At 58.5% G+C, this 17936-nt stretch carries 18 protein-coding genes and 3 pseudogenes; 13 read left to right on the plus strand and 8 right to left on the minus strand.

The features are described from left to right. Positions 1 to 53: 53 nt before the first annotated feature. The 3 genes from LQ231_RS24725 to LQ231_RS24735 all read right to left on the minus strand — a co-directional run bounded on the left by LQ231_RS24725 (position 54) and on the right by LQ231_RS24735 (position 2866). The gene (locus tag LQ231_RS24725; protein WP_230174704.1) at positions 54 to 347 is read right to left on the minus strand and encodes a helix-turn-helix transcriptional regulator; all 294 of its coding nucleotides are present in this window, start codon (positions 345 to 347) and stop codon (positions 54 to 56) included. Between the two features lie 17 nt (positions 348 to 364). Then, positions 365 to 1687: a HipA domain-containing protein gene (locus tag LQ231_RS27350; RefSeq protein ID WP_356637508.1), complete on the minus strand. Its 1323-nt coding sequence runs from the start codon at positions 1685 to 1687 to the stop codon at positions 365 to 367. A gap of 312 nt (positions 1688 to 1999) precedes the next feature. Further along, on the minus strand, positions 2000 to 2866 hold the full coding sequence (locus LQ231_RS24735; protein WP_230174708.1) for a LysR family transcriptional regulator: 867 nt from the start codon (positions 2864 to 2866) through the stop codon (positions 2000 to 2002). Between the two features lie 86 nt (positions 2867 to 2952). On the opposite strand from LQ231_RS24735, the gene LQ231_RS24740 reads away from it, so the two are divergent. Beyond that, a complete protein-coding gene (locus LQ231_RS24740; protein ID WP_230174710.1) occupies positions 2953 to 3660 on the plus strand; it encodes a haloacid dehalogenase type II in 708 nt (235 codons plus the stop codon). Between the two features lie 10 nt (positions 3661 to 3670). Next, entirely contained in the window at positions 3671 to 4462 is a 792-nt protein-coding gene (locus LQ231_RS24745; protein WP_230174712.1) for an aldolase, read from the plus strand. Between the two features lie 29 nt (positions 4463 to 4491). On the opposite strand, the pseudogene LQ231_RS24750 reads toward LQ231_RS24745, so the two are convergent. Together LQ231_RS24750 and LQ231_RS24755 are read right to left on the minus strand one after the other, a co-directional pair. After that, positions 4492 to 4862: pseudogene (locus LQ231_RS24750) on the minus strand (mechanosensitive ion channel domain-containing protein); the annotation flags it as partial. 117 nt (positions 4863 to 4979) lie between these two features. Next, a complete protein-coding gene (locus LQ231_RS24755; protein ID WP_230174714.1) occupies positions 4980 to 5927 on the minus strand; it encodes a GlxA family transcriptional regulator in 948 nt (315 codons plus the stop codon). Between the two features lie 117 nt (positions 5928 to 6044). On the opposite strand from LQ231_RS24755, the gene LQ231_RS24760 reads away from it, so the two are divergent. Then, positions 6045 to 6842, plus strand: a complete 798-nt coding sequence (locus LQ231_RS24760; protein ID WP_230174715.1) for an SDR family oxidoreductase — start codon at positions 6045 to 6047, stop codon at positions 6840 to 6842. Positions 6843 to 7292: 450 nt separating this feature from the next. Here the strand turns inward: LQ231_RS24760 and LQ231_RS24765 are convergent, their stop codons facing one another. Next, complete coding sequence (locus tag LQ231_RS24765; RefSeq protein WP_230174717.1) at positions 7293 to 8012, minus strand: YafY family protein; 720 nt, start codon at positions 8010 to 8012, stop codon at positions 7293 to 7295. Positions 8013 to 8106: 94 nt separating this feature from the next. Here LQ231_RS24765 and LQ231_RS24770 point away from each other — a divergent pair, with 94 nt between their 5' ends. From LQ231_RS24770 to LQ231_RS24795, 6 genes and pseudogenes are all read left to right on the plus strand, one after another. After that, positions 8107 to 8718 carry a glutathione S-transferase family protein gene (locus tag LQ231_RS24770; protein ID WP_230174719.1) on the plus strand — a complete coding sequence of 204 codons (612 nt, stop codon included), beginning with the start codon at positions 8107 to 8109 and terminating at the stop codon, positions 8716 to 8718. A 15-nt stretch (positions 8719 to 8733) separates the two neighbouring features. Further along, positions 8734 to 9156 (plus strand): annotated as a pseudogene (locus LQ231_RS24775) (HipA domain-containing protein); the annotation flags it as partial. A gap of 143 nt (positions 9157 to 9299) precedes the next feature. Then, entirely contained in the window at positions 9300 to 10001 is a 702-nt protein-coding gene (locus tag LQ231_RS24780; RefSeq protein WP_230174721.1) for a SatD family protein, read from the plus strand. A gap of 134 nt (positions 10002 to 10135) precedes the next feature. After that, positions 10136 to 10408, plus strand: a complete 273-nt coding sequence (locus tag LQ231_RS24785; protein ID WP_230174723.1) for a hypothetical protein — start codon at positions 10136 to 10138, stop codon at positions 10406 to 10408. 482 nt (positions 10409 to 10890) lie between these two features. After that, positions 10891 to 12039: an HPP family protein gene (locus LQ231_RS24790; protein WP_230174725.1), complete on the plus strand. Its 1149-nt coding sequence runs from the start codon at positions 10891 to 10893 to the stop codon at positions 12037 to 12039. A 308-nt stretch (positions 12040 to 12347) separates the two neighbouring features. Then, positions 12348 to 12552 (plus strand): annotated as a pseudogene (locus LQ231_RS24795) (ATP-binding protein); the annotation flags it as partial. On the opposite strand, the gene LQ231_RS24800 reads toward LQ231_RS24795, so the two are convergent. Both LQ231_RS24800 and LQ231_RS24805 read right to left on the minus strand, forming a co-directional pair. After that, a complete protein-coding gene (locus LQ231_RS24800) occupies positions 12531 to 12707 on the minus strand; it encodes a hypothetical protein (RefSeq protein ID WP_230175089.1) in 177 nt (58 codons plus the stop codon). The pseudogene LQ231_RS24795 and the gene LQ231_RS24800 overlap by 22 nt on opposite strands. Continuing rightward, positions 12704 to 13939, minus strand: coding sequence for a LysR family transcriptional regulator (locus LQ231_RS24805; RefSeq protein WP_230174727.1), 1236 nt, complete (start codon positions 13937 to 13939; stop codon positions 12704 to 12706). Before LQ231_RS24805 ends, LQ231_RS24800 begins: the two co-directional genes overlap by 4 nt. Positions 13940 to 14050: 111 nt before the next feature. On the opposite strand from LQ231_RS24805, the gene LQ231_RS24810 reads away from it, so the two are divergent. Genes LQ231_RS24810 through LQ231_RS24825 form a run of 4 tightly spaced genes read left to right on the plus strand, consistent with a single transcriptional unit; the run spans position 14051 to position 17907 of the window. Next, entirely contained in the window at positions 14051 to 14785 is a 735-nt protein-coding gene (locus LQ231_RS24810; protein WP_230174729.1) for a PIG-L deacetylase family protein, read from the plus strand. Next, positions 14782 to 15456, plus strand: coding sequence for a 4-carboxy-4-hydroxy-2-oxoadipate aldolase/oxaloacetate decarboxylase (locus LQ231_RS24815; RefSeq protein ID WP_230174730.1), 675 nt, complete (start codon positions 14782 to 14784; stop codon positions 15454 to 15456). Before LQ231_RS24810 ends, LQ231_RS24815 begins: the two co-directional genes overlap by 4 nt. 47 nt (positions 15457 to 15503) lie before the next feature. Then, positions 15504 to 16388, plus strand: a complete 885-nt coding sequence (locus LQ231_RS24820; protein ID WP_230174731.1) for a DUF1932 domain-containing protein — start codon at positions 15504 to 15506, stop codon at positions 16386 to 16388. A gap of 1 nt (position 16389) precedes the next feature. Next, complete coding sequence (locus tag LQ231_RS24825) at positions 16390 to 17907, plus strand: tripartite tricarboxylate transporter permease (protein ID WP_230174732.1); 1518 nt, start codon at positions 16390 to 16392, stop codon at positions 17905 to 17907. Positions 17908 to 17936 lie beyond the last annotated feature (29 nt).

A 17936-nucleotide genomic window follows, 5' to 3' on the forward strand; every position in this document is an offset into this window, starting at 1 on the left:
GATTTTTATGCGGCGCTTGGGGTCTTTGGCACTATCAAGGGGGCAGGACCGCCCTATGGTGCCTGCCTCTGGCGGCTATTGGGCACAAAACCAATTCCGAACCCGAACAGCCGACCGATCTTTTCCAATGTTTCAAGCGTGGGGTTCGCCGTCCCCCCTTCAATTTCGGCAACTTGCCGCCTCGTAAGCGACAGTGTTTTGGCAAACTCCTCCTGTGTCAAGCCGAACCCCTTACGGATATCGGCCACAGCGCCAGGCAACCTCAAGTCACCGGTTCGAGCACGCTCCGCCAGCGTTCGCCGGTTTTCCAGAATCTGCTCTTTCGTCGGTTTCTTCCAACGAGCCATTTAGCTGCCCTTCGTCATCAATGGCATGCAGCCAAAACGCTATCTGCGATTTCGATGCAGCGTCCCATCGCAAGGTCCAGAATGTCCGGAGACGCTCCCAAATCTTTCGCCATAAGCGGAGCTTGATGCAGATGTTCGGCAAAATCAGAAAGCATAACCGCGAGTGCTTTCTGCTCTGCAGGATCTGGCATCAATTCAGCGCAAATGCGCTTCCAATCAGGAAAATGGTCTCGACCACCGTCACGCATCATCGCCCAGCGGGTAGAACGAACGATTCCCTCTTTGGCGAGCCGCATTGGCGCGAAATCAAAGAGCGAAGACAGGCGGATCGTGCCGTCCTGGTGTTTGCTCAATGCGGAATTCCGGCCGTGATTGTCGGGATTGCCGAGCGCCAGGTTGGCGATGTCGCGCTTCAGGTATTCGACGATGTCCGAAAAAGGATCGGCCGAAAATTGGCGCAGAACGTCGATATATGCTTCATGCGTGCCGACACGGCAGAAATCGGCAACGCCGATCGCGGATACGAGGCTTTCTTGTCCCAGCCGGATTGTTCCGCCGCCTTCTTTCTTCTTTCGGTCGAAACGCGGAATGATCAGGACGCCTTCGGCATAGGTTGATGGTTCGCTGACATTCAGACCGATCTCTTGTGCGATCCGCGAATATAGAGCTTCGCCTTCGAGGATCAGGCGGTCCACAGGCTCGTTGCTGCGTACCAGCTTGACGATAACGTGGCGCACGGCCTCATCATCAGTCACGAAGCTGTCGGGATAATAGAGACCGTCATTCGCTTGGGTCATCGAGACCTTCGGCCATTCGCCTTGCAGGCCGCTTGAGCCAGAGGCAAGCATTCCGAACCGATCGGCGACTTCCATGAAGCGATCCGAGCGCGCAAGGATTTCCGCCTCTGTCACCCCTTGGCGCTCAACACCGCGCAGCCGTTCCGTTTCGGCCTCGGCCGCTTCTTTGATCCGGATATTGCCTATGCCGCCCGTCGCCGATCGCAGAATCAGCGGGAGATCAGAGGCGCGCGAGCCTTCAGCAAGACTGAGATGCTCGGCAAGCTTTCGCCTTGCATGCCCCTGCGGCATGAGATCCAATAGGAAAGGCGGCCAACTGCGGCTATATCGGTTTTCAAGATCAATGGGGTAACGGACGGACAAGGCGCGATGGTCGCGGACCGTCTTTCCGGCCGCAAATTCCGCCGACGCCACGGTGACGAAATAGTCGAAATCGTAATCAACGATCGACGCGCCCTGGAAGCCGTCCGCGTCGTCCTTGAGTTCTAGCGTGGCGGCGTGGTGCCACTGGCCATCAAAATTGATTTGGAGTGTTAGGCGCATCAATTGACCCTTTCAATGGTTCAAATAATGCATTTTTATAGCTTATTCAACCCATCAAAGTGGTTCAATAAATGTCACTAGAACCGCCAGCTACCGAACCGGTTGTTGAAGCATCTGATCCGGCTGAACATCTTTCGGCCTCTCTGAGAGCGGTCTCAAACGAAGGCTCCGCTCGCTGCGATTGCAATGACGGAAATCACTAAGGCGAATGCCGATCAGCGTTTTGCCTTTGGGCTTGATCTGCACATCAAAGGCCTGAAGGTCTTGCTTCATAGCTCCTGAGGAGGGAGCAAGCCAACCTATGCACCGGCGTCATGGGCATTTAAATCCCAGGCCATCCGCCAGGAACTGCCCGACGGAATGGGCTTCTGTCGAGAGGCTTACCCGTCCTTTCACCAGCGCCATCTCGGACGCGGGCTGATCGTCAAACCCATCCTTTGGTCCGAGTCGTCGGTGTTCGGTAAGTACGGCGCCGGAAGGCAGGAGACTGATTCCAAGGCCAGAAGCGACCGCCGCCTGTACCCCCATTAAACCTTGGCTGGTATAGGCGATCCGCCAGCGACGACCGCTGCGTTCGATCGCGCGGATGGCGCGATCCCGGTAGATGCAGCCGACGGGAAACACCGCGAGTGGCACCGGATCCGTCTCGACAAAACGAGTGGCGCTCTCCACCCAGATCAGCTCTTCCTTCCAGCTCGCAAGACAGGCCCCATCTCCGGGCTCGCGCTTAATCAGCGCAAGGTCAATTTCGCCCGCATCCAGCAGGCGACGAAGCTCAGTGCTCCAGCCGCTAACCGTGTCGAGCCTGATATGCGGGGATGCAGTCGAAAATCCCGACAGCAGATCGATGAGGCGCCGCCCGGCAAAATCTTCCGGAACGCCGAGGCGAACGGTCCGCGGCGCCAGAGGTTTTCGCATGACCTCGGCGGCCTCATCTGCGATGGCGAGCATTCTGCGCGCATAGCTCAGCAATAACTCACCGGCTTCCGTGGTTTCAACAGTTCCGGTCGATTTGTCCCGCCGCAGCAGTGAGGTGCCTAAATTGACCTCCAGCTTCTTGATCTGTTGGCTCACCGTCGACTGCGTCAAGCGCACCCGTTCGGCCGCCTTGGTGAAGCCGCTGCAATCGACGACTGCAGCAAAAGTTTTCAGAAGATCCAGATCGAAGCCGAAGTTCATTTGATTTTTCAATGAAGATGATGAGGAGATTTAATTTCTCAATCTATGCCAGTTTTGTCAACCTCGGGAAATCAAGGAGAAGACACATGACCCTGACTGGACCCAAGCCGACCTGGCTGACGTTTGATTGCTACGGAACCCTGATTCAATGGGACGAAGGCCTGCTTGCAGCAATGGACAAAATACTGTCCGCAAAAGGTGGCGATATCGATCAGAAGGCCTTCATCACGGTCTACGACCGCCATGAGCATGCGCTGGAGGAGGAGCGTCCGCACCGCACGTTTGCCGAGGTCAGCGCGCTTGCGCTGGAACGGGCCATGATTGAATTCGACCTGCCGTTCACGAGTATCGATGCCGAAATCCTGACCTCCTCAATCGCCAACATGCCGCCGTTTCCGGAGGTCGTGGCAACCCTTGGAGAGTTGAAAGATGCAGGTTTTTGCCTGGCGATCATCTCCAATACTGATGATGCGATCATTGCTGGAAACGTGGCCCAACTTGGTGGCCACATCGACCGCGTCATCACTGCGGAACAGGCCCGTGCCTACAAGCCATCCAGCCAGATCTTCCATCATGCCTGGAAAAGCCTCGGCATCGGCATTGAGGATCTGGTGCATATCTGCGCCAGCCCGCATCTTGATCTTGTCGCAGCGCGTGAGCTTGGCTTTCGTACTGTCTGGGTCGACCGTGGCACGGGCCGCAAACCACTCGCTGACTACCACCCGAATGAGATCGTCCCGGCGCTCGACAAGATACCTGCCATCCTTGCCACAGTAGGCTGGATGGAGCGATAAGGAGACAAACATGGCGCATGAACTGAATGTTTCGAAGACAAATCCTGCACTTCGGCGCAATCTCCCGCTGGATACTGACGAGATATGGCAGGCACGTGTCGATCTTGCCGCTTGCCTTCGTATGGCAGCACGGCTCGGCCTTGAAGAGGGGATCTGCAATCATTTCTCGGCCGTCGTGCCTGGCCATCCCGACCTCTTCATCGTCAACCGCCTCGGCTGGGCGTTTCAGGAGGCGACTGCCTCGTCATTGCTGATCTGCGATTTCGAGGGCAATGTGGTTGCCGGGGATGGCGTGCCGGAGGCGACGGCCTTCTACATCCATGCGCGCCTGCACAAGATGTTGCCTCGGGTGGGGGCCGCCTTTCACACCCATATGCCGAATGCCACCGCGCTCAGCATGGTGGAGGGGGAGCCATTGGTCTGGGCAGGCCAGACGGCGCTCAAGTTCTACGGCCGTGTCGCGGTGGATCAGGACTATAACGGCCTCGCCCTGGACGAAAGCGAAGGCGACAGGATCGCCTCCGTCCTTGGCGACAAGGATATCCTGTTCATGAAAAACCATGGTGTGATGGTCTGCGCGCCGAACATCGCCGAAGCCTGGGACGATCTCTATTATCTCGAACGTGCTGCCGAAGTTCAGTTGAAGGCAATGGGTTCCGGCCGGAAACTTCTGCCGGTCGTGCCCGCTGTCGCGGATGAAGCGGCAAGGCAGATGCGCGAAGGGGACCCCGAAAGTGCCAGGATGCATCTGGAGAGCATCCGGCGGGTCCTCGACCGGCAGGCGCCAGAGTATCGCGATTGATGGAATAGGAAAAAGGCAAAGCCTTTGGCATAGTTGCGGCTCATGTTTTCGACAGCCCCGAGTTCTCCGAAGGGTACCGAATATACCGGACCAGGATGATGGCGCAGCCGCATAGATCGCAAACTGAAGAACTCGACAGTTCCTTTGTCGCTCTTCGCCTGGATGTATTGGCCGACCAGAAAGGGGTCATCGAGAATGTAGTACACGCCGCTGATGATATCTTTGACCAGCGCCTGCGAGCCGAACCGAGTGCCACCCCAAGTACACCGGCACCTGCCATAAGGGAACCAATCTCGACACCGAGTTCAGCCAGTACGATCAGAATTGCGAGAACCGCGACCATGACCGCCAGCACATTGCGAAAGATCGGCAGCAGGGTCCGAAGACGTCCCTGGCGAGCAGGCTACGTCGGGTCGGACAGGGATGTGGGCGATTTACCCATTGGCCATCTTGGGATGGCGGCGCTTCGGGCTAACCGTTTCAAGGCCTGTCGAAATGGAGAAGTTTGGACGTCACGTCATTGGTCCTCATCGACGGCCCGCGCACTGCGCCGGATAGCCTGAGGTGGCTGTCCGAACGCACGCAGGAATGCCCGGCGCATGCGCTCCCTATCTGCAAAGCCGGTTTCGGCCGCGATGTACTCGATGGGGTGACGACTTTGCTCCATCATCAGGCGGGCGCTTTCTAGACGAAGATGCTCGACAGCCTTGGCAGGTGACTGTCCAGTCTCCGACCGAAAGGCACGACTGAACTGACGGGGACTAAGATGCGCGGCATCGGCCAGTTCCTCGACCGACAGAGCCGACTTAAGATTCTTCCTAGCGTAGTCGAGGGCGCTCTGGATACGATCGGATTTGGCATCCATCTTGAGCAGTTCGGAATGCTGGGACTGACCACCTGCCCGGCGGTGATAGAGGACAAGCTTCTGGGCAACCGAGCGAGCGAGTTCTGATCCGTAATCCTTTTCGACCATTCCTAGGGCCAGATCGATCCCAGCACTCATGCCCGCTGAAGTCCAAATATCTCCGTCGATGATGAAGATTCGATCTTCCTCCATCTTCACCTTGGGGTAGCGCTCCTGAAGTTCGCGGGCAGACAGCCAGTGAGTTGTCGCTCGCTTGCCATCAAGGAGACCCGCCTGGGCAAGTACAAAAGCACCAGTGCAGATTGAAGCTGTTCTTCTTGACGCCAGACTTGCCCGATGGGCGAAGTCTATCATTCTGGACGATGACTCGGAGATCTGCATCCCGCCTCCGAAGATGATGGTATCGAAACTGGGATCTTCGAAAGCCTTGGTATCGGCTGTGAGGCCATGCGAACTGCGGACCGCGCCACCCTCCTCAGACAGGACGTCGATCTGATAGACATTTTCGCCAGCGGAGACATTGGCGAACTCGAATACCGAGATTGCCGCCAGGTACATGAGCTGAAAACCTGGTACCAGGACAAATCCAATGCGCTGCATGCCGAATTCTCCTATGGCTGTAAAGGTTGCATATACGACATTTGAGACGGACGGAATAGAGCGTACTTTTGTTCACGGCAAGCAATCAAGCTCGCTCTGAATGAAGGATGCATGGCAATGAGCACAATTGCACACAACGGAACCGCACTCGTCACAGGTGCATCATCTGGGATAGGTGCGGTCTATGCAGATCGTCTCGCCCGGCGCGGCTACGACCTCATTTTGGTGGCACGTAGCGGAGACAAGCTGAAAGAACTGGCCGCACGCATCACAGACGAAACTGGGCGATCCGTCGAAACGCTTTCCGCCGATCTAACGAAGACGGAAGACCTGGCGCGTGTCGAGCAAGTGCTGCGCACTGACGCCAGCATCACCCTCCTCGTCAACAACGCTGGTGTCGGAGCCACCGCGCCGCTTCTGCAATCCGACATCGCGAAAATGGAATCCATGGTGGCTTTGAATGTTACCGGTCCAATGCGACTGACCTATGCCGTCGCTCCTGCCTTCGTCTCCCGCGGCACCGGTACGATTATCAACATCGCGTCTATCGTCGCCATTGCACCAGAGGTTCTCAACGGGGTCTATGGTGGTAGCAAGGCGTTCATCCTGGCCTTCAGCCAATCCCTCCATCACGAACTCGCCGACAAGGGCGTCCGGGTTCAGGCGGTGCTTCCCGGCGCGACAGCAACCGACTTCTGGGATGCTGCAGGGCTTCCAGTGAGCCATCTGCCCTCCGAGATCGTCATGTCCGCGACTGACATGGTCGAAGCAGCACTTTCCGGGCTCGATCAGGGAGAACTGGTCACGATCCCCGCCTTGCCGAACATCGCCGACTGGAATACCTTCGATACTGCGCGCTTGGCACTCGGTCCCAACCTGTCGCTTGCGGCTCCTGCAGCTCGGTACTCAGCTTAAGCGTCTCTTGTAAATGCATGGCTGCCCCGATCGAGAGGCAGTCATGGCATTTCTGCTACGGAGACGTCAGCCGATTCCCTATTGGATCGGTCCGTCCAAATAAAGACGGGCCTCCTTTTGAACGCCAAGAGATACACGCCGCCAGCGTTGCATCCGCCGTGCCCGCGCAAAAACCTACTGGCTCACGTTCCATGAATTGCCCTTTTGCCGCAGAAACATCCCGCGTGCACCGAGCGATCGAAGTTTCAAAGACTTAGCAAACCTGGGGGATGGGTTTATCGTTCGGGCGCCATCAAGGCGAAGTCGCGGGCAAGGCATTTTGCTCGAAGCCATTCCGCCCACCCGCGGTGACAAGCATTGCGCCTCAGCGCGGCCGTTCGGACATCTGCTGCGTCTGCGACAGCAGTCCGAACGCGGTCCGTGGCCACACCGGCCGCATCGTCATTTTGGTTACTGGCTGCTCAAGATCATCTTTGATGTTTCGGGCGCACCGGCGTTCAGAATGGCAACGAAGTCCCTGAGCATCTGAACCCGGCGCGGACGGAAGCTCTCCTCCGTCATCTGGATGCCGGCGATGCGGTCGACGCGGAACTTGCGAAAATCCTGGCGCAGGCAACACCAGGAAAGCAACACCAGCGCCCTCTCCAGATAGACGATCGCCAGCGGCAGCACTTGCCGGTCGGTCCGTTGCTGCTCCGCGTCCACATAGCTTATCACCAAGGCGCGTTCTTGCCAGCAAGCCTCGCGCAGAAGGCCGACATTGACGACCGGCGGATCGCGGCGCTCGAATCGATAGACCTGGGAGGCGGCATGTAGTGCTTGGCGTTGTAGTCGGTCGGGCAGCGTTGCCGTGACCTTCGAAAGCACGGCCCCTGCGGCCGCCGCCAGAGCAGGTTCACCCATATGCCGCACCTCGGCAAGGCCGAGCACGAGGGCTTCGATTTCAAGCCGTGTGAACGTCTGCGGCGGCAATGCGATGTCTTCCGTCAGCCTGTAGCCGAAGCCGCGCTCTCCATCAATGACGGCACCCGCTGCGCGCAGGCTCTCAATGTCCCGATAGAGCGAACGCAATGACACGCCGGTTTCCTCGGCGAGGCGCGCGGCCGTCACCGGGGAGGGGAGAGTGCGAAGCGCCTGGAGCAGGCGGAACAGACGATCACTACGAGCCATGACTTTGGAGGATAGATGAACCCTACTGACGGAAACTGGCAGTTGGTGGACTGTATAGGATCCGCATTGCCAAACGCAACCGAGGATCCAGACTTTGCTGACTCTCTTTCACTCCCCCCGCTCGCGCTCGACGCGTATCGTCACCCTGCTTCGCGAACTAGACGCCATCGACAAGGTCGCGATCGAGATCGTCGACATCACCCGCGTCGATGGCAGTGGTCGCAAAGATCCGAATAACCCGCATCCGGAAGGCAAGGTGCCGCTGCTCGACCATGACGGCGTCGTCATCTGGGAGAGCATCGCGATCATTCAGTACCTGACGGATCTCTTCCCGGAAAAGAAGATGGCGCCTGTTGCCGGCGATCCGCAGCGCGGTCGGTATCTCAGCTGGCTCGCCTGGTATGCCGGCGTGGTCGAACCTGTACTGATCATGCAGGCAGCCGGGATCTCCCATCCTTTTGTGGATTTTACCTTCCGCAGCCCGGCGGAACTTGCGGTACGCCTCGAAACCGCGCTCAAGGATGGGCCCTATCTGATGGGAGAGCGATACACAGCTGTCGATCTGCTGCTGTATTCGCCATTTGCCTGGTACCCTGAAGCGACGCCGGACAGCGACGCGGTCAAGGCCTGGATTGAGCGTTGCGGCGAGCGGCCATCGCTGCAATGGACCGCCGACTATGACGCCCGCACCGTGGTTGCGGCTTGATCGCTGGCACTGGCCGCGGGGGCTTTGAACGTCGCTGTATCGTTGGCTGCCGCGCTTGAGTTCGTCCGCCGGCTGGCTCTCGCTGCCATTACCGGCAATGGCGACATGCACTTGAAGAACTGGTCACTGATCTATCGCGAGGCAGGCGAGTAGCCGCAACTCGCGCCTGTCTACGACGTGCTCTCGACAATCCCTTAAATCCCCGCGGATGCCATGGCTCTGTCGCTGGCCGGCGAGCGGTCCTTCAAGGCGCTGAACGTGCAGCGGTGGAAAGCCTTTGCCAATCGTGCACGGCTGCCGGAAGCGGCCGCGCTTAAAGCGGTGGTCGATACAGTTAAACAGGTGAACGGATTTTGGTGGTCGATGCCGGAACGAAAAGTCGTTCCGGCGGAGGTCCTCGAGCGTATCGATACGCATGTAAGGCTGATGACGCCGTAGATCTGTCCATTATTTTTGATAGCAGTGTTTTCCTCTGGATCCATCGTCCTCGCTACACCAATTTTGGGGTAATATGGAAATTCACCCAAATATGGGATAATTCAAAAATTGACCCGAATTTGGTTTAATGCTAAAAAGGAAAAATGGTGCCTTCTATTTCCCGTTTCGCTGTACTTATGGGTGATATCGTTGATAGCGAAAGTCATACTGACACCCTAAATCTACATGCCGACTTCAATGCAGCGATTAATCGCCAGAATGAAGTTCTCAGCACAGATATTGTTTCACCGCTCACAATTACGCTTGGTGATGAATTTCAGGGCCTGGTCAGTTCACTGGTAGCAGCGGCCAGTGCCGCGCGAGAAATTCGCTTCGAGTTGATGCAAAGAAATATAGACTGCCGGTTTGTGATCGGTACCGTCGATCTCAATACGCCGGTCAATCACGAACGCGCTTGGAATATGATGGGGCCAGGTTTTGCGCGAGCACGCGAGCGGCTGAATGAAAAGCGCTCTGCTAACCGCTACAGATTTTCTGTGCCGTATGATGCTCTTCTCGAGACAATGCTTGAAGCCACTGGTGCCACTTTGAGTGCCATCGAGCGTAAGTGGTCGGACGCCCAGCGTGACGATATTATCAGATTGCTGCAGGGTGCATCGGTTGCTGAAATAGCGCATGCCCGCAACGTGAGCGCACACAATGTTTACAAGGTTCGGAGCGCAGGTGACTTTGATCTATACGTGATCCAGTGGAATGCGATTCACGAAGCTTTGAAAACGCTTGACCAGAATTACCAACTCCCGGGGGCCAACAAGTGGTGCATGCACTCATTTACACAGCTATAGCTTTGGTAATGCTGACCTGGGTTGGCAATGTCGTCTGCCGAGGCGTTTTCAAAGTTACGGGCTTAACGGCCACAATTATAAAATTTCCGAGCCCTACCACCAGCGCTGGACGCTGGATAGGAGCTCTAGAACGGATGATAATAGCTACTGGCATTATCACACATAGCTGGGAAATACTTGCCGCAGTGATTGCGTTAAAGACCGTTGCACGCTTTAAAGAAATGGATGAACGAGGCTTCGCCGAGTATTTTCTGGTTGGGTCGCTTTTCAGTATCTTTTGGACGATGGTGGTGACAACCGCTTGGCTCTCATACGATCACACCTTTGGAATCGACCTACGAAACCACAGCGAACAGTGGCTCGGTATCGACGCAACTGAAGCCACATCAATCATCCCGACAAAGTGAAGCTCGAACATGAATGTCTTGGACAGTCACCGCGCCTAACATCTGCCATCTGTCGTTTCACCATGTACCCGACGATTACCTCGATTGTGACGGCGCAAATGCGGAGATGGCATACCAAGCCGTTACACAGAAGCGGCGAGTTCAACTAAATTTGCTGCCGTACGACCCCATTGCCATGCGAGCCACGAGCAGTGGGTTCTGAATATAGTCAGATGTTGCTATATCAACCGGTCCCGCCGTTCGAGTCCTTTCAAGGCGCTGGCATTGTTGCCTTTCGTAATGGCAGCCGAGAACAATCGTTTGCTCCGTCTTCACGTTGTATGCGCTCCCTCGGAGAAATCACTGCAGGCTTGAATGGACCACAGAGCGCCGTATTTCAACGCTCTGTGGGACAGACACCCAGGCAAGTTCATGTGATATGCATACAGCGGATTGTTTTCTGTTAGAACGCGAATTCCTGATGAGAATCGAGAATTTGCAGAATGAGACATCTGTCGCACTTGATCCTGCCAGAGGCGATGCCGGTTAGCTATAAGGAGCGGTTTCGTTCCGCGACGGGTGCATTGATTGGCATTCTGCTGACCGGTTTTCTGGGGCATCTGGCAATCAGCAACACCACCGCGCTGCCTGCTTTGATCGCCCCGATAGGCGCGTCTGCCGTCCTGCTGTTTGGGGTTCCCTCCAGCCCGCTTGCACAGCCATGGTCCATTCTCTGCGGCAATATCGTCTCCGCTCTTATTGGTGTTACGATTGCAAGGCTGGTTCCGGATCCCTCCGTAGCTGCGGGGCTGGCCATTGGCATCGCCATAGCGGCCATGATGGCTCTACGATGCCTGCATCCACCAAGCGGTGCGGTGGCTTTGACGGCAGTTCTTGGCGGACCGGCCATTCACGATCTTGGCTATGGCTTCGTGCTTTGGCCGGTGACTGGCAATTCAATAGCGCTTCTCGCCGTGGCGGTCATCTTCAACAATTTCTCTGGTCGTCGCTATCCGCACGCGATGCGCATACAGCCAACCAACCACGGCACGAAGGACCCGGCGCCAGTCCAGCGCATCGGTTTCTCGTCGGCTGATCTGGATGATGTTCTGAAGGATTTCGATCAGGTGTTGGACGTCGATCGCGACGATCTTGAAACAATACTGCGTCGCACCGAACTGCGCTCCTATCGCCGTCGAGCCACCCATCTGGATTGCGCCAGCATCATGTCCCGCGACGTTGTGGGCGTCGCACCGGATCATCCGTTGAAAACAGCACATGAATTAATGCGCAGCCACCATTTTAAGGCTTTGCCCGTGACAAATGACAATGCGGAGGTCGTCGGCATCGTGACGCAGACAGATTTCCTCGACAAAGCAAGCTGGGCAAGTGGTCGCCCGACCATCGGCCTTCTTCAACGAATTCGGCTGATATTCTCAGGACGTAGCGCTCCCAACGGCACGGTTAAAGACATCATGACATCGCCGGTTAAAACCGTGTCCCCCGAAACGCCAGTCGAAGACGCGATCATCATTCTGGCAGAACAGGGCTTGCACTATCTGCCGGTTGTTAGCGGCAACAACAAACTTTTAGGGATTATTTCGCAATCGGATGTGATGGTCGGTATGCTAGCGGATAGAGCAGGAGGATAAGTCGAAAGACATAACCTGCCCGCATCCCCACCGGGTCAAACTCGCGCGGCAATCAATGATAGAGACCTTGTAGTTTGGAAGCAGGATATTGCCTCCGTCGAGGAAGCCCCCGAGGTCGATGGCTTCGGCATAGGCGTAGTGACCGACGATGGCGGCAAGGGTACGCGCAGCAGATCGATCGGCATGACGCGACCGAAGGGTCGAGCCGCTTCAGCGCTTGTGCCCGGCAGTACTGGGCGGCAAGCGCGCCGATGCCGGCAACCTGAACCCGGATTTCGTCGGAGAGGCCCACGTCGCGGCATCACCGCCGAAAGGTCCGCTTCTTCTCTATGATCGAATTGGTCAACGCGCTCAAGCAGGACAAGGTCAGAGATAAGGCCGGCCAGATTGCCGAGACCTGGTTCGCCTCGATCTGCTGATTCTGGCGAATTGAGATATCGTCCGTTCAGTGCCTCAGGCGCAACGCTGCTCTTCCACCTGCTGAGCAAGCTCTACGAGCGGACCAGCGTCGTCACTGGCAAGCTGGGGCGCTGGCCGACTGTGGTAGAAGGCGGCGATCTTGAACTGGTCTTTCCCGTGACATCGGTGACCAGCACGCTCGAGTGGCAGGCGTCTGTCTGGCCGAGGAAGGTTTCGTGCTCGGGGCGACCGCCTGGAGGCGCAGTCACTCCGATTCCAGCCTCGACGCCGTAAGGCGGATGTGATCGAGGAAAATGGATTGCAGTCGGCTTGGCAGCCAGGTCTCGCGCATGGTGATGCCTATGGTGCGGGTGCCAAGCCGCTGGCGCACAGTCTCGGCAACGGGCACGCATGTCAGCATGCCCTCGCGTTCCTCGATGGCGATCTGCCGACGGGAGAGCATGGACAAGCGGTCGCTTTCCATCATGATGGCGCGGGTCAGCACGAGCGAACTTGTCTCGATACTGGTGCGGGGAGAGGCGGGACCATTTTCAAACAGCGCTTCGAAGGCTGCGCGAATAGGGGTCCCTGGGCGTTGGGCCACCCATTCCTGTCCTGCGAGGTCGCGCAGCGAAGCGCCTTTGCTGCGTGACATAAGCGGATGTGCCGGCCGTCCCACGATCGCATAAGGGTCATCGAACAGCGCTTCGGTTTTCAGTCCCGCCAGATCGCTTGCCGAGCGCAAGGCGCCAATCAGGATGTCGCTTGCCCCGACGCGCAACTGCTGGGACAGAAGTTCGTAGGAGCCGTCGATCACCTCAATACGGGCATTTGGATGGGCCGCAAGAAGGCGATTGAGCGCGCGCGCCAGAAGCAAAGTGCGGGCGAGGGGGAGGCAAGCGATCTTGATCCGGCCCTCCATGCGGCCCTCGACTTCCTTCAATTCGTCGACCGCCTGTTCGAGTTCGGTCAGAGCGACCTGACAGTGCATTGCGAGACGGCGACCAACGCTGTTGGGAGCCACGCCGCTCGGGCCGCGCACGAAGATTGCCTTGCCGACATTGGCCTGCAATTCGTGAAGCGTGCGATGCAGTGCTGCCGGCGAGCTGCCGCCGGCGCGTGCCGCCTCTGTTATCGAGCTGCTGCCAGCAAGCGCGATCAGCGCCCGGATCTGGCGAAAGCTGATTCGAGCAAGGGTTTTGGAGATCAGGGCGGGCTCGCGCTGCGAACTCGCGCCGAGTGCCTGCCCCAGCGCCAGCGCCAATTGGTCATCCATGCGGCGTAGCCGCGCCAGAAGCACTTCGCCAGCAGTCGTGGGCTGGCTGCCAGCGGTAAACCGATCCAGCAGTTTGACGCCGAAGCGAGCCTCGACACCAGAAAGCGCCACCGAGACGGAGGGCTGCGAAACATTGAGTTCAAGGGCGGCGCGATTGAGGCTGCCCGTCCTGCATACCTCCATGAAGGCGCGCAGATGACGAAGATTGAGATCGATGCCGGTCATTCTGCCTCACAAGCTGATTCGCAAATAACTATAACGCCGAACGGCTTTCGTATTAACACCAGGGGTCCGATAGATGACAGTGTGAGCCTCGAAAAGTGGAGGAGCATCGATATGCATCAGAAAACCGCGCTGGTGGTCAGCGCCCATTCCGCCGACTTTGTCTGGAGGGCAGGCGGTGCGATCGCCGCTCATGCAAAGCTCGGATACGACGTCACCGTCGTGTGCCTGTCATTTGGCGAAAGGGGCGAATCGGCCAAGCTGTGGCGCAAGCCCGGCATGACGCTGGAGGCCGTGAAGGCCGACCGCAAGCGCGAAGCGGAAAACGCCGCCAAGGCACTCGGCGTGCACGATATCCAGTTCTACGATCTTGGCGATTATCCCCTGCAGATCACGCCGGACGCATTTGATCGACTGGTCGATCTCTATCGCGGGATCCGTCCTGAATTCGTGCTGACGCACTCCCGTCAGGACCCCTATAACTTCGATCACCCGATGGCGACCGAGTTCGCCCAGCATGCGCGCGTCATTGCCCAGGCCCATGGCCACAGGCCGGAGGTGCCGGTCCTCGGCGCTCCGCCGGTCTATCTCTTCGAGCCGCATCAGCCTGAACAGTGCAACTGGACCCCCAGTTTCCTTCTCGACATTACCGGAGTATGGGAGCAGAAATTGGCCGCCATCCAGTGCATGGAGGGCCAGGAACATCTTTGGGAATATTATACCCGTGTGGCGCTCCAGCGCGGTGTTCAGGCGTCGCGCAACTCCGATTACAAAATCATCTATGGCGAAGGTTACGAGGCGGTCTTCCCGCATGTGACCGGTACGCTTGGTCATGGAGCGCTGGCATGAGCGTCGTTCATCGGACCATCGAGCGGGCGCCCCTCGCTGTCGTGGATGCCCTTGCAGAATGCGGTGTCGCGACCGTGCACGAGGCCATGGGCCGCATCGGCTTGATGCAGTCCTACATGCGGCCAATCTGGCGGGGTGCCCGGGTGGCAGGCACCGCGGTCACAGTGTCGATCCCGCCCGCCGACAATTGGATGATCCACGTTGCCGTTGAACAATGCCGGGAGGGTGACATTCTTGTTGTGTCTCCGACATCCATTTGCGACGCAGGTTACTTCGGCGAATTGCTGGCAACCTCGCTCAAGGTGCGCGGCGTGCGGGGCCTGGTGATCGATGCCGGTGTTCGCGACATTGCGGAACTCGAGGCAATGGGCTTTCCTGTCTGGTCGCGTTTCATCTCGGCGCAGGGCACCGTCAAGGCGACGATCGGTTCTGTCAACGTCCCCATTGTTTGCGCCGGCGTCAGCATCGCACCTGGTGACGTGATCATTGCCGATGATGATGGCGTGATGGTCGTGCCGAAGGCGGACGCGGACATCGCACTCCAGACATCAAAGGCTAGGCTTGACAAGGAGCGGCAGAGCCGCGAGCGACTGGCCGCGGGAGAACTTGGTCTTGATATCTACAAGATGCGCGAAACGCTCGCCGCCAAGGGGCTGACCTACATTGATTGAATGAAAGTCGGAAAAGGGGGAGGAACCTTTTCCGCAAGGGAGGACGAATGACTACGATTGCTTTCATCGGCTTCGGCGAAGCCGCGCAGTCCATCGCCGGGGGACTGAACGGCCGCAATGCCGCGCGGCTCGTTGCTTACGACCTGCGTTTCAGGGATCCAGACACCTCGGCCGCTCTGCGCGAAGCAGCGTCCCAGCGCGGCGTCCGGCCGCTGGATGACATGGCAGACATCGCTTTGGCCGATGTCGTCCTGTCGCTGGTTGTCGGAGCAGCGACAAAGGCAGTCGCCACTTCGGCGGCGCCCTATCTCTCACAGGATGCCATCTTCATCGATCTCAACTCCGTTGGTCCGGACACCAAGGCGCTGGCCGCAAGCGAAATCGCCACCGGCAAGGGCAGCTTCGTCGAGGGCGCCGTTATGGCGCGCGTACCGCCCTATGCGGAAAAGGTGCCCATCCTGGTCGCCGGGAAGCGGGCGGCTGAAGCGGCCGAGCGGCTGAACGCGCTTGGCATGAATCTAGAAGCTGTCGGCGACACACCCGGGCAGGCCTCGTCGCTGAAGATGATCCGCTCGGTGATGATCAAGGGCGTGGAAGCGCTGTTGATCGAGGCGCTGTCCTCGGCGGAGCGGGCCGGCGTCACCGAACGCATTCTCGACTCGGTCGGGGAGACCTTTCCGGGCCTCGACTGGCGCCAGGTCGCGGACTACTACCTGTCGCGAACCTTCGAACACGGTGTGCGTCGCGTCACCGAGATGACCGAAGCCGCCGATACTATCGAGTCCTTCGGGCTCCGGGCCCATATGTCGCGTGCCGCTTGCGAGACGATCGCCGCAGCGCACGCGGCCATGAAGGATCAGGGTCTTGCTGTAACGGACGGATATCGCGGTTTCGTGCCTGTGCTGGCCCGCCGTCTGGCAAAGGACATCTGACATGGACGGAATTATCCAGTCGCTCGGCGTCATTTTCTCGCTTTCGGGCATGGCAGTCCTCATCATCGGCGCTCTGCTCGGTATCATCATCGGCGCCCTGCCGGGCCTCGGCCCGTCGATCGGGCTCAGCCTGCTCATTCCGTTCACCTACAATCTCGGCCCCGAACTCAGCATGCTGATGATGATCTCGCTTTACACCTCGGCCGAATACGGCGGGTCGATCAGCGCGATCCTTCTGTCGACACCGGGCACGGCCGCGGCCGCGGCCACCGCGATCGATGGCTACGCAATGGCGCGCAAGGGCAAGGCGAACGAGGCCATTTCCATCTCGCTGACCGCCTCCACCGTGGGCGGCGTCTTCGGCGGTTTGGCCTTGCTGCTGCTGGCGATGCCACTGGCGTCGCTCGCCCTGAAATTCGGCCCTGCCGGCTATTTCGCCGTCGGCGTCTTCGGGCTCACCTCGGTTGCCGCACTGTCCGGCGGCTCGCTGGTCAAGGGTCTGGTCTGCGGGGCTTTCGGCCTGGCGCTCGCAACGATCGGCATCGACCCGATCGCCGGCACGCCGCGGTTTACCTTCGGCATGTTCGAGCTTTATGAAGGCGTGCCTTTCCTCGCCGCACTGATCGGCCTCTTCGCCGTGTCAGAGGCGCTGGTGATGATCGAAAACCGCGTGTTGGTGGCCCCTGTCATCAAGGACAAGGTCGGTCACGTCTTCATGTCGGGCGCGCTGTGGAAGGAGACATGGCGGTCCATGCTGTCGGGCTCGGTGATCGGCACCCTGCTCGGCATCTTGCCCGGCGTCGGCGGCAACATCGCCTGTTGGGTCGCACGCGACTATGCACGGGCCCGTGACCGCCATCCGGAAGAGTATGGACTCGGTTCTGCGAACGGCATTGCTGCGCCCGAGGCTGCCAACAATGCCACCGTCGGCGGCGCGCTGGTTCCGCTTCTCGCCCTCGGCGTGCCGGGATCGCCGACGACCGCCATCATGGTCGGGGCGCTCATCATGCACGGCCTGCACCCCGGACCACAGCTTTTCACCGAGGAGCCGGCGCTGGTATATGCCATCCTGTTCGGGACGATCATCGCATCCCTGGTGCAGTATGCCGCCGGCTCCCTGTTCCTGCCGCTGATGGCCCGTGTGATGCGGCTTCCGGATGCGGTGATTGCCGTCGGCATCATGGCCTTCGCCGTGCTAGGCGCCTTCGCCATCCGCAATCTGATGTTCGACGTCTATCTGATGCTCGGCTTCGGCCTTGTCGGATATCTCATGAAGAAGCTGCATTTCCCGGTCGCGCCGATCATTCTGGCGATGGTGCTCGGCTATCTCGTGGAATCCAACTACCGGACCGCGCTTGTGTCCTCGCAGGGCGACTACATGATTTTCATCACCGATCCGGTCAGCCTGCTGTTCCTCGTCCTGAGCCTCGTCAGCTTGCTGACGCCGCTGTGGCGACGGCTACAGGCGCGCCGTGCGCGGCGGATTGCTGAAGAGGCAGCAAACAGCGTCGCGCTTTGATCAAAATTTTAACAGGAGGAGAAGAAGAA

This window comes from Rhizobium sp. CECT 9324 (assembly GCF_918741265.1).
In the GTDB taxonomy this organism is placed as follows: Bacteria; Pseudomonadota; Alphaproteobacteria; order Rhizobiales; family Rhizobiaceae; genus Allorhizobium.